This is a genomic window from Mycobacterium ulcerans subsp. shinshuense, assembly GCF_002355775.1.
GTDB lineage: Bacteria > Actinomycetota > Actinomycetes > Mycobacteriales > Mycobacteriaceae > Mycobacterium > Mycobacterium marinum.
On sequence record NZ_AP017624.1, the window covers coordinates 5549432 to 5565077 of the forward strand.

A 15646-nucleotide genomic window follows, 5' to 3' on the forward strand; every position below is an offset into this window, starting at 1 on the left:
CGCCCGGCTTGGTATCAATGCGGTCGCCCCGCGCCGCCGCCTAGTAGACCAACGCGCAGGTCGGGGCCGTTGTTACGGCTGCGGGCCCCGGCTCGCGGGGCGATCAGCTGGGTCCGGCAGCGCCGGGGACTCCGGCCAGGGTGCCGCCCTGACCGCCGGTGCCCCCGGTGCCGCCGAAGATGCCGGGTCCGCCGTCGCCGCCGTTTCCGAGCAACCGCGCATTGCCACCGTTGCCGCCGCTGGCCGACTGGCCGATGCTGGTTCCCGCTGCGCCGCCGTCCCCGCCATTGCCGATGAGGGCACCGGTGCCGCCGTCACCCCCGTTGCCACCATGGTTTCCGGCGCCCACCGCCGCGCCGCCGGTGCCGCCCGCACCGCCCTGCCCGAACAGGCCGATGGCGTCACCGCCCTTGCCCCCGGCGGCCGCGAGCACCCCCAGCCACCGACGCCGCCGTCGCCGCCGTCACCGATGACCCGGCCCCCGTTGCCACCGATACCGCCCGCCGACGATGCTCCGACGCCGAACTGGCCGCTACCACCGGCGCCGCCATTTCCGAAGAAACCCGCGCCGCCGTCCCCACCGGCGCCGCCGCCACCGAAGAACCCACCCTGGCCGCCATCGCCGCCATCACCACCAGCCAGGTTCAGACTCGACCCTCCGGCACCGCCGTGTCCGCCATAGCCGAACAGCGTGGCGTTGCCGCCCTGCCCGCCGTTGCCGCCATCGCCACCGGCCGGGTCGAAACTCACGCCCCCGGCTCCGCCGTGTCCGCCGTCGCCGAACAGTCCCGCGTTGCCGCCGAGCCCGCCGTTGCCACCATCGAGGTTGGCGCCCGCGCCTCCGGCTCCGCCGTCGCCGCCGTTACCGAACAGCGCCGCGTTGCCGCCTTGACCACCGTCGCCACCGGTGGCGCCGCCCAGCCCGCCAACCCCGCCGGCCCCGGCGAAGCCCAGCAGCGCGGCGTTTCCGCCGGCACCCCCGTTGCCCCCGGTGCCGGTGGTGTTCTGGCCGACCCCGCCGGCGCCACCGATGCCCCCGTTGCCGAACAACCCCATCGCGTTGCCGCCCGCACCGCCTGTCCCACCGGGCGTGGTGGTGCCGACGCCCCCGCCGCCGCCGGACCCGCCATTGCCCCACAGCCAACCGCCGGTACCGCCCATCCCGCCCGATGTGCCGGCGAAGTCCGCACCACCCGCGCCGCCGGAGCCACCGTTGCCGATCAGCCCCGCCGCACCGCCGTTACCCCCGGCCTGCGCCAGCCCACCGGATCCCCCGTTGCCGCCATTGCCGTACAGCAGACCGCCCGCGCCGCCGTCTGCGCCGGTGTTCGGCGATCCGTTGGCGCCGTCACCGATCAGCGGACGGCCCAACACGGCCTGGGTCGGCGCGTTTACCGCGGCGAGCACGTTTTGCCCCAGGTTCTGTACCACCTGAAGCGGGGACGCGTTGGCCGCCTCGGCCGCGGCGTAGGAGCTGGCACCGGCGTTGAGCATCTGGACAAACTGATCGTGGAACACCAGAGCTTGGGCACTGAGTGCCTGATACGCCTGGGCGTGGGCATCGAAGAGACCCGCGATCAACGCCGATACCTCGTCCGCGCCGGCCGCCATCACGGCCATGGTGGGGCCGGCCGCCGCCGAGTTCGCGGCGCTGAGTACCGACTGCACCCCGGCTCAGGGCTCCGGCGTTGTTGATTAGCAGGCTTGTGAGCTGGGGAATTGTGGATTGAGGAGGTCTAGGCGGCGGTTGGCGGTCAAAGCGGTGATCCGGCAGGCTTCGGCGATGTTGTCGGCGCCGTTGAGGCGGTGCAGATTGATCGCGGTGTTGCGTAGCGTTGCTAGGACCTGTGCGCCGTTTCCGGTATGTGCCCTTTGACGGTCTTCGTCGAAGGTGACGTCGCGTATCCAGTGCAGGCTGTTCTCGATTCCCCAGTGTTGACGCATCCAGGTCATGATCGCGGTAGGGCGGGCGTGCTCGAACGGCAGGCTGCAGATGGCATAGACCACCTCCACGCTGCGCTGGTCGGTGGCGGTGATCAAGCGTTCACGAGTGATCCGGATGATTTGTCAGGGCTCCGGCGTTGTTGATTAGCAGGCTTGTGAGCTGGGGAATTGTGGATTGAGGAGGTCTAGGCGGCGGTTGGCGGTCAAAGCGGTGATCCGGCAGGCTTCGGCGATGTTGTCGGCGCCGTTGAGGCGGTGCAGATTGATCGCGGTGTTGCGTAGCGTTGCTAGGACCTGTGCGCCGTTTCCGGTATGTGCCCTTTGACGGTCTTCGTCGAAGGTGACGTCGCGTATCCAGTGCAGGCTGTTCTCGATTCCCCAGTGTTGACGCATCCAGGTCATGATCGCGGTAGGGCGGGCGTGCTCGAACGGCAGGCTGCAGATGGCATAGACCACCTCCACGCTGCGCTGGTCGGTGGCGGTGATCAAGCGTTCACGAGTGATCCGGATGATTTGTTTTGCGTAGGGGAAGCCGATTCCTCGTGCAGCGGTGATGATTTGCAGGGTGCGGGTCTCGACACGGCCGTGGCCGCGGGAGTCGTCGGTAGCGGCTGCGGGCACCTCGGCCCAGGGCAGCGCGGTGATACGCGCAAGTATTTTGGCTTGGTTGGACTTGACGATCATCAGGTAGTGCGACTTCAAGGTGGCGCAGATCAACTTCGCGGTGACGACCTGGGTATGCATCGCATCCACGGTGACCAGCCACCGCAAGCTACCCGGCAGCAGCGTGAGCAGGGCACGTACGCAGGGAATTTCATTGCTTTTCTCGGCGACAGCGAGTTGACCGAGCACCAATCGGGCACGGTGGGCGAACACCGACACGAGATGCGTGGCTGTCGCTTTGGCGCGTAAAGCACCACGCAGCATCTTGCCGTCCAACGCGATCGGCACCAATCCACTGGGGTCGCTGCTGGCCACGTGTGCAGTGAAGTAACTGCCCATCCTGGCGTTGAGGTCGGCGGGGTCTAGCCGAGACAAAACAGCGCGGAAGGTCTTCTCACTGGGCCGCCGGAACCGGACCCCTAATTGGGCCAACACATCATCGGGAGCGGTGGCCGCCCATGTGGCAAAACCAGCATAGCCGCGCATCCCCGCGGCAGTGGCCAGAACCGCGATCGCCAACAAAGCCATCAGCGAATACCTCCGACCGCGTGGGTCCCTCGGGTCTGGCACCGAGGCCAACACATCGAGAAACTCCGATCCGATGAGCTCGCTGCGCACACCAGGACTCCAGCGGTCGAACACCTCTGGAACCGACGACACAGGCAATACTGAAACGGTAGGCACGGGCAACTCCAGACCAACGACGAACAGTAACCAACTCGATCGTTCTCCAGATAGCCCGTGCCTACACTCCGGCCCCAATAGCGCGGCACCAAAGATCATCAACCCAGCCCACAAGCCTGCTAATCAACAACGCCGGAGCCCTGCACCCCGGCTAGATCCGTTGCCGCGGCCACCACCAACTCCGGCGTCGCGAATACATACGACATCTGCCCACCTCCACCGTCTGGGACACCATCTGGGGGCAACTCGGCAATTCATTCCCACACAACATTGGCGGTGCTCCGGTAATAAGCGTAAGACCGTTTCCGGGGTATCACTGACACCAATTTTGACGGCGCCGATAGTGAGCATTCGATTTGCGCGCTATCGCTTGCGTGGCAGGCATTCCCGAGTCGTCGCCCCTGGGGCCGGAGGCCGGCGAAGCGCCTCCTATCGGCGCACCGCCGCCGCACCGGCGCCGGCTCGACCGGCGAATGTGTCGCCAATTGTCGCCAGGACTCGCCGCGCCTCGCTGATCGGCAAGTTTGTTCCCGCGCGGGGTGTTCCCTGGTCGGCAGGATTGCCCTACTGTATTTCGCGTGGAGTCACACGGAACCCCTGAATTAGTGGCCGTCGAGAATTTGCACTCTGGTGACCCCATCACCGATGTCAACGGTGGCGGTCAAAGGTACATCGTTTTGGAGTCGAAGGCCGTTGGCGACGGCTGCGTCGTCCTCGAACTCGAGTCCAGAGTGGACCATCAGCTGCAGGTCATCGAAAAGTCCTTCCCGACCGGTTACCACGTCGGCAGGGCCAACCACCGAATTCTGTAAGCCCGGTTTTCCACCCGAAAATCGCGGTGCGGCACCCTTGCGCGGCGATGCGCGTATCGCATTTTTGCGGTACCCAACCACCACCCGGTGATTGACGATGTGCGTGCCCGGCGGCGCAGATTCCGTGGACGTGACGAACTCGCCCGCAACAGCCCCGAACCGTGGATGCGGACCACTGGGCCGTCTTGGGCCCCAGCCTGCGGTTTCCGGCAAATCTGGGTAAACGGCTGTTGATTTGCGGCCCGCGGTCGCACCGGCGCGGCACTATTGATCCGGAGTGCCAGGCGGGCCGAAGCGAACACCGGGTCGGTTCCATCGGCTCCCGCCGCCCCCAAGGTGGTGGCACCGGACCCACGGGGATCGATGCGCGGACGCCTCACCAGAGGCCCACACACCCGGGGGTCCGTGTGGACAGGTTGGTAAGACACCAGGAGGATTGGCGCGGTACACGTTATTGAAGGGTGGCGCATGAAGATTCCGGGTGTGGTCAACCCAGTGGCCAATCTGGTCGCTGGGGTGACCGGCGGAGCGGCACAGATGGTGCGGGCCGGCGTGCAGACTGCCGCCGATGCTGCCGGTGTTTTGCAGACGCTAGCCAGCCCAGTGGTGGAGCTGGCAGGTCCGGTAGTGCAATCGGTGGCCCAGACGACCAACCGGGCGATCGGGCGAAACGGTGCTGCCGACGGGGCCCCGGACGGCGTCACTCCGCCGCTGCGCTGGCACAGCGGTCGCCGGGTGCATTTCGACCTGGATCCGTTGCTGCCATTCCCGCGCTGGCATGAGCACGCGGCGGTGGTCGAGGAGCCGGTCCGCCGCATCCCGGGTGTGGCCAAGGCGCACGTCGAGGGGGCGTTGGGTCGGCTGGTGGTCGAGCTCGAGGACGGCGCCGACAGCGACACCGTGCTCGACGAAGTGTGCGACACCGCCGCCACCGTGGCCGCCGACATCTTCCTGTCCGGATCGCTATCTTCGCCCAACTCGGCGCCCTTCGCCGACCCGGGCAACCCGTTGGCGGTGCTGGTCCCACTCACCGCCGCGGCGCTGGATCTGGCCGCCCTGGGCGCCGCGGTGACCGGCTGGGTGATCCGGCTGCCCGCCGCACCGCAGACCACCCGCGCCGCCGCCGCCCTGATCAATCACCAGCCACGCATGGTGTCGCTGCTGGAATCCCGGCTGGGCCGGGTGGGTACCGACATTGCGCTGGCCGCCACGACCGCCGCCGCCAACGGGCTGACCCAGGCGGTCGGCACCCCGCTGCTGGATCTGGTGCAGCGTGGCCTGCAGATCTCGGAGGCGACGGCACACCGGCGGGTATGGCGAGACCGCGAACCCGCGCTGGCCTCCCCCGGGCGGCCGCAAGCACCGGTGGTTCCGGTCATCTCGTCGGCCGGCGTGCAAGCGCAGGAACCCCGGCACAGCTGGGCGGCGGCCGCTGCCGGCGAGGCATCACACGTCATGGTCGGCGGGTCCATCGATGCCGCCATCGACACGGCGAAGGGGTCGATGGCCGGCCCGGTGGAGAGCTACGTCAATTCCGCAGCCAACGGCGCGTTGATCGCCGCGGCGAGTGCGCTGGTGGCCGGCGGCGGCACCGAGGACGCGGCCGGCGCCATCTTGGCCGGCGTGCCACGGGCGGCGCACATGGGCCGGCAAGCGTTCGCGGCGGTCCTGGGCCGCGGGCTCGCCAGCGAAGGTCAATTGGTGCTTGACCCCGGCGCGCTGCGCCGGCTGGATCGGGTGCAGGTGGTCGTCATCGACGGCGCCGCGCTGCGCGGTGACCACCGCGCCGTCCTCCGCGCCCAGGGCGACGAACCCGGCTGGGATGACGACCGGGTCTACGAGGTCGCCGACGCGCTGCTGCACGGTGAAGAGGCTCCCGAACCCGACCCCGACGAGCTGCCGGCGACCGGCGCGCGGCTGCGCTGGGTTCCGCTGCGCGGTCCCTCGGCCACACCCGCCCAGGGGCTCGAACACGCCGATCTGGTGGTCGATGGCCAGACGGTGGGCAACGTCGACGTGGGGTGGGAGGTCGACCCCTATGCGATCCCGCTGCTGCAGACGGCGCATCGGACCGGCGCCCGGGTCGTGCTACGCCATGTCGCCGGCACCGAAGACCTGTCCGCCAGTGTCGGATCCACCCATCCGCCCGGCACGCCGCTGCTGAACCTGGTGCGTGAGCTGCGCACCGATCCCGGACCCGTCTTGCTGATCACCGCGCTGCACCGCGATTTCGCCTCGACCGATACGTTGGCCGCGCTGGCGATCGCCGACATCGGGGTCGCCCTGGACGATCCGCGCGCGGCGACCCCGTGGACTGCCGACATCATTACCGGTACCGACCTCGCCGCGGCGGTCCGGATTCTGTCCGCGATTCCGGTGGCCCGCGCCTCCAGCGTGTCGTCGGTGCACCTCGCCCAGGGCGGCACCACATTGGCGGGGCTGCTGCTGGTCACCGGCGAGCAGGCCAGAACCACCAACCCCGCCAGCTTCCGGCGCTGGCTCAACCCGGTCAACACCGCCGCCGCCACTGCCCTGCTATCGGGAAGCTGGTCGGCCGCCACCGTGCTGCGGCTCCCCGATCCCACGCCCCAACCGCTGACCGCCTGGCACGCCCTGGACCCCGAGATCGTCTATGCGCGACTGGCCGGTGGTGCACGCCCCATGGCCGTGGACCCTGGAACGCCGACCTGGCGTCGTCTCCTGGACGACCTCTCCTATGAACCGCTGGTCTCCCCGCTGCGTGGCCCGGCACACACGCTGGCCCAGCTGGCGGCGGCGACGCGGCATGAGCTCGCCGACCCGCTGACTCCGATCCTGGCGGTGGGCGCCGCGGCCTCGGCGATCGTCGGCAGCAACGTGGACGCGCTGCTGGTGGCCGGCGTGATGACGGTCAACGCGATCACCGGTGGGGTGCAGCGGCTGCGCGCCGAGGCGGCCGCGGCGGAGCTGTTCGCCGAACAAGACCAAATGGTGCGCCGGGTCGTCGTGCCGGCGGTCGCGACCACGCGGCGCCGGCTCGAGGCCGCCCGGCATGCCACCCGCACCGCCACCGTGTCGGCCAAGTCGCTGCGCGTTGGTGATGTCATCGACCTGGCCGCCCCGGAGGTGGTACCCGCCGACGCTCGCCTCCTGGTGGCCGAGGACCTCGAAGTCGACGAGTCGCTACTGACCGGTGAGTCGCTGCCGGTGGACAAGCAGGTCGACCCCGTCGCCGTCAACGATGCCGACCGGGCCAGCATGCTGTTCGAGGGCAGCACCATCGTGGCCGGGCGGGCGCGGGCCATCGTGGTGGCCACCGGCGCCGGCACCGCGGCGCATCGGGCGATCTCGGCGGTCGCCGACGTCGAGACCTCGGCCGGGGTGCAGGCCCGGCTGCGCGAGCTGACCAGCAAGGTGCTCCCCCTCACCTTGGCCGGTGGCGCCTCGGTCAGCGTCTTGGCCCTGATGCGGCGTGCCACGCTGCGTCAAGCGGTGGCCGACGGCGTTGCCATCGCGGTCGCCGCCGTGCCGGAGGGGCTGCCGCTGGTGGCCACCCTCTCGCAGCTGGCCGCCGCACAGCGCTTGACCGCGCACGGAGCGCTGGTGCGCGCGCCGCGCACCATCGAGGCGCTGGGCCGCGTCGACACCGTGTGTTTCGACAAGACCGGCACGCTCACCGAGAACCGGCTGCGTGTCGTGTGCGCCATTCCCAGCTCGACCAGTCCGCTGGATCCGTTCATCGACAGCGCCGACCCCCGCTCCACCGAGGTGCTGCGGGCCGCCGCCCGGGCCACCACCCAGCCCCACGATGGACAGGGGCACGCCCACGCGACCGATGAGGCAATCATCGTCGCGGCGAATTCTCTGGAAGGCCTGGATGATTCGGCCTGGACCGTGATCGCCGAAGTCCCATTCGAATCCAGCCGCGGCTATGCCGCCTCGATAGGCACGACCGGGACCAGCAACGGCCATCCGACACTCATGCTCAAGGGCGCCCCCGAGACGATCCTGCCCCGCTGCCGGTTCGCGGACCCCGACGCCGACCTCGAACATGCGGAAGCCTTGGTGCACAGCCTCGCCGAACGCGGGTTGCGGGTACTGGCGGTCGCCAAGCGCCCCTGGGAACATGACACGGCCGACGATGACGACACCGACGCCGACGCAGTCGATGCGGCGGCCCACGACCTGGAATTGCTCGGCTATGTCGGCCTGGCCGACACCGCGCGCCCGTCGGCGCGACCATTGATCGAGGCGCTGGTGGATGCGCAGCGCAACGTGGTGCTGATCACCGGCGACCATCCCATCACCGCGCGGGCAATCGCCCGCCAGCTCGGCTTGCCCGAGGATGTCCGGGTGGTCACCGGAGCCGAACTGATCGGTCTCGATGAGGACGCGTGCGCCAAACTCGCCGCCGACGTGCAGGTGTTCGCCCGGGTGAGCCCGGAGCAGAAGGTTCAGATCGTGGCCGCGCTGCAGCGTTGTGGACGGGTGACCGCGATGGTCGGCGACGGCGCCAATGATGCCGCCGCCATCCGGATGGCCGACGTCGGCATCGGAGTGAGCGGTCGCGGTTCGTCGGCCGCCAGAGGCGCCGCCGACATCGTCTTGACCGACGACGATCTGGGTGTGTTGCTCGACGCGCTGGTCGAAGGCCGCAGCATGTGGGCCGGCGTGCGCGATGCGGTGACGATCCTCGTCGGCGGCAATGTGGGTGAGGTGCTGTTCACCATCATCGGCACGGCTTTCGGTGCCGGGCGCGCCCCGGTGGGAACCCGACAACTGCTGCTGGTCAACCTGCTTACCGACATGTTCCCAGCGCTTGCGGTCGCCATCACGTCGCAATACGACGATCCCGAGGACGACAGCGATCTCAGCGATGAAGAGATCGAGGAGGCACGGCGCAGGCGCCAGCGGGCGGTACTGACCGCTCCGACCCCCTCCCTGGACGCGCCGCTGATGCGCCAGATCGCCAACCGGGGCGTCGTCACCGCCGCGGGCGCGACCGCCGCCTGGGCCATCGGCCGCTGGACCCCGGGTACCGAACGCCGCACGGCGACAATGGGATTGACCGCGCTTGTGACCACTCAGCTGGCACAAACCCTGCTGACCCGAAGCCACAGCCCACTCGTTTTGGCTACCGCGTTCGGTAGCGCCGGCGTCCTGATCGGCATCATCCAGACCCCGGTGGTCAGCCACTTTTTCGGATGCACACCGCTGGGACCGGTTGCCTGGACCGGGGTGTTCAGTGCCACCGCCGGGGCAACCGCGGTCTCGGTGCTCGCGCCCAAGTGGCTGGCCAAGACCGTTGACGTGGCCCTAGAACATCAGGACTGGGCTTCGGGTTCGGCGTAGCTCGCCAGCTGTTTGCGCAGCACCTCGCCGGCCGGATTGCGCGGAATGCTGCTGACCAGGTAGATGTCTCTGGGCTGTTCGAACCGCGACACCCGGCCCTTGAGGTAATCGCGGATCGCGTCCGCGTCGATGTCGCAGCCTGGGCGGGCGACGACGAATGCGGCCAGCCGTTGGCCGAACTGCTCGTCGGCAACGCCGATGAACGCGTTCTCGGCAACGTCGGGGTGGCTGGCCAGCGCGTTCTCCAGTGACCGCGGATAGACGTTCTCGCCGCCGGAGACGATCATGTCGTCTTCACGTCCGACGATGTAGAGCCGGCCCGATTCGTCGAGATAGCCCATGTCTCCGGTGCTGGCCATGCCGTCGATGACGGCTTTGCCGCCACCGCCGGAATAGCCGTCGGAATTCAGTTCGCCGCCAACGAAGATCCGCCCGGTTACCCGCGGCCCGACGGGCCGTCCGTTCCGGTCGAAAATCCGCACCGGGCACCCGGCGACGGGTCTGCCCACCGTCTCGGGCCAGTCGCGCAGCTCGGCCGGTGTGGCCAGTGCGCCGATGCCCACTTCGGTGGAGCCGTACAGGTTGTACAGAACGTCGCCGTAGGCCTCCATGAAGCGGCGCGCCAGGCTGGGATCGAGTCGATCGCCGCTGGATATCACCACCCGCAAGCACGGCAGCGGATTTCGCGCCCGCACCTGATCGGGCAGATCGAGGATGCGCGCCAACATGATCGGAACCACGCTCAAGCCGTCGGCGCGATGCAGCGATGTCTGGGCCAGCGTTGCTTCGGCATCAAAGTGCCGACGGGTCAGCACCGTTCCGCCCAGGCTGATGGTCAGCACCAGCATGCCAAATCCCAGACCGTGAAACATGGGCGTGGCCAGCGTCATTCGCGAACCGACACGCAGCCTGGTTCGCTCCAGAAGCGTCACGCTGACCCCGATCCCAGAACTCACCTTGGGCTTGCGCGGCACCCCCTTCGGGACCCCGGTGGTGCCCGAAGTCAACAACACGATTCGTCCGGAGGGGGCGACCTTGGGCCGCGCGCAGTCCCGGGCGGTGACGGTGCTCGGATCGATGACCAACACCGATTCGCCAGTTCCGGCCACCTGGTCGACAAACTCGTCGTCGCACAACATCACCCGCATCTGGTGTGCTTCCAGCGCGGCGGCGAGCGCGGTGGCGCGGAACTCCGTGTTCACCAGCACGACGTCGGCACCGACCAACCCGGCGGCAAACGCCGCCGCGACAAAGTTGCGGCCATTGCGGCACATGACGCCCACGGCTTGCCCGGGCCCGATGCCGGCAAGGGTGAGCTCCCCGGCGACCGATTCGGTCATCGTTTGAATCTCGCGGTAGCTCAGCGCACCGTCGTCGTCGACGATTGCGGTCCGCTCCGGCCACCGTGCCGCCGCGATAGCGAGCGGGGTGTAGAGGTTCGTACCGCCCCGGTACAGCTCGCGGACCAGCCGCAGCGCGGCGGCCGGGCTGGACGGGCTGAGCAGCCCCGATCCCAGTAACGCCCGCGCCGCGGTTGTGACCACGCCTGCAGCCATCATTGTCAGCTCTTTCCTGCCTCGGCGGTTGGGGCGAAGAACCGGCGGTGCCACACCCGCGCCGCCTGCTCGGCGGGCCCGGCCAGCAATACCGAGGCCAGTTCGGCCGGCCACAGCCAGGGCGGCTCGTTGGTGCGAGGCCGTTCGACGATCGCTTTCGCCACAGCGTCGGCGGCCTGATCGGGCTCGAGGCCGGGAAGCCGGCCCAGCATCGGCGTCGGTTCGATCATCCGCGTACGGACCAGGGCGAAGTAGACGGACGTCACGTCCACACCGTCGCCGTGTAGCTCCGGCGCCACGCTGCGCAGCCAGCGATCGAACGCCCCTTTGGAGGCCTGATAGGCGCCCCATTGCGGGCCCGGGACCAGGCGTACGCCGACACTGGAAACGTTCACCACATGGCCTCGGCCGCTCTCACGCATCGCCGGCAGCAATCCGAGCAACAGCCAAATCGGACCCAGATAGTTGATGTCGATGGTGCGCTGGAAATCGTGCGGACGGTCGTATTGGTCATGTAGCGACCGGCGCAACGACTTGCCCGCGTTGCTGACCACGATGTCCAGCGGTCCGTGATTCTGATTGACTTGCTTGGTCAGTACCCCGACGGCAGCCTCGTCGGTGAGATCGGTCGGGTAGGCGACCGCCGCTCCACCGCCCGCGGCGATGGCCGACACGAGGTCCTCAAGGCGCTCCGCTGATCGCGCCACCATCAGCACGGTGGCTCCGGCGGCGGCCAGTTTCCGCGCGGTTGCCTCGCCGATCCCGTAGGACGCACCGGTAACCAACGCGGTCTTGCCCGTAACTGCGCCGCGTAGCCGGTCGGGATCGGCCAGCGTCGCCGGGTTCGCCAGTCCGTTGCTGGCTCGTTCGAAGGCCTTCGCTAAGGCCTGCGTCGCCAGATTCATAGGAGCGGTTCCCCCGTTGCGGACTACTGTTTTGCCTATTGTGACCCATGGTCACTCTGGCATTTGCGGGTCCGGGGTGTGGGGGTTTGGCGACATCCGAGTCCCCGCCAGCGACCCGTGGCCGCGCCGCCGCGGCCACAATCAGCTCAGCCGCCCAGATTCGGGCAGGTCAGCCCGTTGCGGGCCGATCAGCGCGTCCATATCGTCGGTAAAACTTCTCGACGCGTCCCGCGGTATCGAGCGTGCGGCGGGTACCGGTCCAGAACGGATGCGAATCGGCGGACACCTCCACGACCACCAACGGGTAGGTGTGCACCCCCGAGGGGGTCTTCCAGTCAATGCTGCGAGAGCTGGTCAAGGTGGATCGCGTGAGAAAGCGGGTGCCGGTGGTCGCGTCCTCGAAGACCACCGGGTGGTAGTCGGGGTGAGTGTCGGATTTCATTCCAGTTCTCCTTTGTTGAGGTGCCCGGAGAACTGCCCGGATTCATCCGGCGTCTCGTGGCACGGGTCTTCATGCCAGTCGCCGAACGGGTCGTCGTAGGCCGGCCAATCCTGTGGCCGGGCCATCTCCCGGTCGGTGAGCAGCGCCCCGGTCAGCACCCGGGTGATCTCTGCCCGGTCGGCGCCGCAGGCCAGAACCGTCATCGCGGTGTGCCGGTCGCCGAAGCGGTATTCCCACATCAGCTCGGCAAACAGGCGTCGCTCCGGGTCGGCGTGGTCCACCTCGGCGGGTGACATCGCCGCCAGCCACTTGCCCGCCGAGGCGACCCGCAGGCCTCCACCCGCCGATTCGAGCCACATGACCTGATCGGGCCGATTTGCCAACCACAGGCGTCCACGGGTACGAATCACGCCATCGAGCAAGTGGTCGACGGCGTCATGCAGGCGCTCCGGCCGAAACGGGCGGCGGGCGTTGAACTCCACGATGCCGACCCCACCGTCGGTGCCCAACGGAGGCCGCCCGCCCAACAGCGAAGCGTGTGGATGGTCGCTGCGCCCCCTGCGTGAGTAGTCGTCGAGGTTGGCCAGCGCCAACTCGACCCGGTCGAGCCCGACGGTGATCCTCGCCCGCGGCGCCAGGCGCGGCAACACGGCCAGCGTGACCGGGTCGGGGCGGTTGAGCACCAGCACGTCGGCGAATTCGGCCTGACCAACTGTCACCTGAGCGAACGTCCGTCCGTCGGCTAGTTCCTCGTCGCCGAGAGACTGCGCCAGCCAGTTCGCCGAGTCCACACACGTCACCACCGCGCCGATCCGAACGTCGCGGCCGGCCGGAGCGTCCGGATAGCCGGGCCCGACCCGGACCCGCACGTGATTGATTGCCCAGCAGATGGGTTCGGGCTCCAGCCAGGGCGCCAGGTGCACCACGATCCGGTCCACGCCGTCTCGGCGGTGCAGCCTGCGCAGCAGAATCAGCAGATCGTTGCGAATGGTGCAGGAGACGCATCCATGCGCCAACTCCAGCGCCTCTTCGGCAGTGCTCAGTTCTCCGCGGCGAAAGGTGATGATGTTGCGCCTCACCACGTGCCCATCAATCCGATGCTCGACAACGACCGTTCCGGGCCGGCGCAGCAGTAGGCCGGTCACGTCGTCGGTATCGCCCTGCCCCGCCACCAGCACAACGGGAGTCCGCATCACCACTCCTTCCCGAGCTCTCCCGATCGTTATTAAAAACGATTTTCATTAAGACCGGACTCACGATACAGTGCGTCACACGGGGTTGTCGAAAATGATTTTCAATAAGCGTGCACTGAGGAGGCGCCCATGTCCGCACGATGCCAAGTCACCGGTCGCACGGTGAGTTTCGGCAATACGGTGTCGCATTCGCACCGCCGGAGCCGACGACGGTGGTCACCGAACATCCAGCTCAAGACCTATTACCTGCCGTCGGAGAACCGTCGCATCAAGCTGCGGGTCAGCGCCAAGGGCATCAAGGTCATCGACCGCGACGGCATCGAGGCCACGGTCGCGCGGCTCCGGCGGGCCGGTGAACAGATCTAATGGCGCGCAACGAGATTCGCCCGGCAGTCAAGCTTCGCTCCACCGCGGGAACCGGATACACCTACATCACCCGCAAGAACCGCCGCAACGACCCCGACCGGCTCATTCTGAGCAAGTACGACCCGGTGATTCGCAAGCACGTCCCATTCCGGGAGGAACGCTGAATGGCCAAGAAATCCAAGATCGTCAAGAACAACAAGCGCCGAGACATCGTCGCGCGCTACGCCCAGCGGCGCGCCGAACTCAAGCAGATCATCCAATCTCCCACCAGCAGCTACGAGCAGCGGCTCGACGCACAACGCGCCCTGAGCCGTCAGCCGCGTGACGCGAGTGCGGTACGGCTGCGCAATCGCGACGCCATCGACGGCCGTCCGCGCGGCCACCTGCGCAAGTTCGGATTGTCGCGGGTGCGAGTGCGCGAGTTGGCCCATGCGGGTCAGCTACCGGGTGTTCGCAAGGCGAGCTGGTAGCCGCAGATGAAAAAGAAACCCAGACGCACTCGGCGCCCCATCGCAGCCCCGGCAACGCCCGCCAAGAAGAACCTGCTGGATTCGCTCGGGGTCAGCGAGGTCGACTACAAGGACATCTCGCGGTTGCGCACGTTCATCTCCGATCGCGGCAAGATCCGCTCTCGTCGGGTCACCGGTCTCACCGTGCAACAACAACGGCAGATCGCCACCGCGATCAAGAACGCCCGCGAAATGGCGCTGCTGCCGTATCCAGCCTCCCGGCCCCAGTAGGGCCGTCCTCGCGGCGGCCGTTATGTCGAGACGGCGCGGCGGTGGAGCCTGCGCGGGTCAACCCCCGAGCGGGTCCACGCCTGCGCCGCCCATGGCAAGTAGATCAACCTGACCGGCAGCCGCACCAGCACCGGATTCAGCCCTCGTATGAGGGCGGCGGAACGCTGAAATCGCCTCTCCTTCTTGGCATTCCAATCGAGGTCACACACCTCGCGCATCTGCGGCGGCAGGGTTCCGACAATCACCAACCGGGCGTAGGCGTTCAGGGGCGCAGACAGGATCCTCCAGATCAGCGCAGGCAGCTTGCGGGGGCCAGGGATCCCTTTGCGTAGATAGCCGGTCCCGTAGAGCACGGTCTTGTGCGGGACGAACCGGTCGAGCATGCCGTCCCAGTAGGCCACGACCTCGTCATAGGTTTGCGGCTGACTTCGATCGCTGACGCCGTAAAGGCCGTACCAGATCTTGGTCTCCTCGAAGATCTGCTCCTTTTCCGCGCGGGACAGCCTCCGGATGAACGTGTCGGTGTTGTAGAGGATTTGGTCGACGAACGTGGCGTGGGCCCAGTAGAACAACTCCGGATTCAACGCGTGGTACCGAGAGCCATCACCGATGGTGCCCTTGATCGGCTTGTGGAAATCCCGCACCGTGCGACCCCACCCATGGGGGTCCTCGGAATACACGGTCCGCATCAAGGGCGATCCGGTGCGCTTGGCCCGGCCCAGGGTGTCGCTGAAGATCACCGAATGATCGAGGACTCCCTGACCGAGCTGTTCGATGCAGTTTTCGGTGCCGGCCGCGCGCTGGAATCCGAAGAGTTGAGTACGCACGTCTCCATAGAATTTCCAGATCAGCGAAGTCGGGCCCAGCCGCTGCGCGACGATCTCGTCGTCGACGGGCCGGTCGATCGGCATGGGTAGGGCCTCCCGGACACCGGTGTCGAAATCCACGCCCGCGGTCAGCTCCGTTGCCATCCACCCTCCTTGACGAATCCATGTGTCGTTAGTGAACCA

At 67.9% G+C, this 15646-nt stretch carries 13 protein-coding genes and 1 pseudogene; 6 read left to right on the forward strand and 8 right to left on the reverse strand.

Features of this window, described 5'->3' with window-relative positions:
- Positions 1 to 72: 72 nt before the first annotated feature.
- The 3 genes and pseudogenes from SHTP_RS24665 to SHTP_RS24675 all read right to left on the reverse strand — a co-directional run bounded on the left by SHTP_RS24665 (position 73) and on the right by SHTP_RS24675 (position 3291).
- Entirely contained in the window at positions 73 to 1668 is a 1596-nt protein-coding gene (locus SHTP_RS24665) for a PE family protein (RefSeq protein ID WP_231991218.1), read from the reverse strand.
- Between the two features lie 27 nt (positions 1669 to 1695).
- A pseudogene (locus SHTP_RS24670) lies at positions 1696 to 2067 on the reverse strand (ISAs1 family transposase); the annotation flags it as partial.
- A gap of 21 nt (positions 2068 to 2088) precedes the next feature.
- A complete protein-coding gene (locus SHTP_RS24675) occupies positions 2089 to 3291 on the reverse strand; it encodes an ISAs1-like element IS2404/ISMul1 family transposase (RefSeq protein WP_420873052.1) in 1203 nt (400 codons plus the stop codon).
- Positions 3292 to 3869: 578 nt separating this feature from the next.
- On the opposite strand from SHTP_RS24675, the gene SHTP_RS24680 reads away from it, so the two are divergent.
- Both SHTP_RS24680 and SHTP_RS24685 read left to right on the forward strand, forming a co-directional pair.
- Positions 3870 to 4103: a hypothetical protein gene (locus SHTP_RS24680; protein WP_015354093.1), complete on the forward strand. Its 234-nt coding sequence runs from the start codon at positions 3870 to 3872 to the stop codon at positions 4101 to 4103.
- 468 nt (positions 4104 to 4571) lie between these two features.
- A complete protein-coding gene (locus SHTP_RS24685) occupies positions 4572 to 9434 on the forward strand; it encodes a cation-translocating P-type ATPase (RefSeq protein WP_096372070.1) in 4863 nt (1620 codons plus the stop codon).
- Here the strand turns inward: SHTP_RS24685 and SHTP_RS24690 are convergent.
- From SHTP_RS24690 to mrf, 4 genes are all read right to left on the reverse strand, one after another.
- Entirely contained in the window at positions 9407 to 10993 is a 1587-nt protein-coding gene (locus SHTP_RS24690) for an AMP-binding protein (protein ID WP_096372071.1), read from the reverse strand. The genes SHTP_RS24685 and SHTP_RS24690 overlap by 28 nt on opposite strands.
- Before the next feature lie 2 nt (positions 10994 to 10995).
- Positions 10996 to 11895 carry an SDR family NAD(P)-dependent oxidoreductase gene (locus tag SHTP_RS24695; protein ID WP_011742326.1) on the reverse strand — a complete coding sequence of 300 codons (900 nt, stop codon included), beginning with the start codon at positions 11893 to 11895 and terminating at the stop codon, positions 10996 to 10998.
- Positions 11896 to 12064: 169 nt separating this feature from the next.
- Positions 12065 to 12337 carry a type B 50S ribosomal protein L31 gene (locus tag SHTP_RS24700; protein WP_011742327.1) on the reverse strand — a complete coding sequence of 91 codons (273 nt, stop codon included), beginning with the start codon at positions 12335 to 12337 and terminating at the stop codon, positions 12065 to 12067.
- A complete protein-coding gene (gene mrf, locus SHTP_RS24705) occupies positions 12334 to 13530 on the reverse strand; it encodes a ribosome hibernation factor-recruiting GTPase MRF (RefSeq protein ID WP_096372652.1) in 1197 nt (398 codons plus the stop codon). The genes SHTP_RS24700 and mrf overlap by 4 nt, the downstream gene beginning before the upstream one ends.
- A 129-nt stretch (positions 13531 to 13659) precedes the next feature.
- On the opposite strand from mrf, the gene rpmB reads away from it, so the two are divergent.
- Genes rpmB through rpsR form a run of 4 tightly spaced genes read left to right on the forward strand, consistent with a single transcriptional unit; the run spans position 13660 to position 14636 of the window.
- Positions 13660 to 13896, forward strand: a complete 237-nt coding sequence (gene rpmB, locus SHTP_RS24710) for a 50S ribosomal protein L28 (protein WP_011742329.1) — start codon at positions 13660 to 13662, stop codon at positions 13894 to 13896.
- Complete coding sequence (rpmG, locus tag SHTP_RS24715; protein ID WP_011742330.1) at positions 13896 to 14060, forward strand: 50S ribosomal protein L33; 165 nt, start codon at positions 13896 to 13898, stop codon at positions 14058 to 14060. The genes rpmB and rpmG overlap by 1 nt, the downstream gene beginning before the upstream one ends.
- Positions 14061 to 14366 carry a 30S ribosomal protein S14 gene (gene rpsN / locus SHTP_RS24720; protein ID WP_011742331.1) on the forward strand — a complete coding sequence of 102 codons (306 nt, stop codon included), beginning with the start codon at positions 14061 to 14063 and terminating at the stop codon, positions 14364 to 14366.
- 6 nt (positions 14367 to 14372) lie between these two features.
- Entirely contained in the window at positions 14373 to 14636 is a 264-nt protein-coding gene (gene rpsR / locus SHTP_RS24725) for a 30S ribosomal protein S18 (RefSeq protein WP_011742332.1), read from the forward strand.
- A 20-nt stretch (positions 14637 to 14656) separates the two neighbouring features.
- On the opposite strand, the gene SHTP_RS24730 is transcribed toward rpsR, so the two are convergent.
- Positions 14657 to 15607, reverse strand: coding sequence for an oxygenase MpaB family protein (locus SHTP_RS24730; RefSeq protein WP_096372072.1), 951 nt, complete (start codon positions 15605 to 15607; stop codon positions 14657 to 14659).
- Positions 15608 to 15646 lie beyond the last annotated feature (39 nt).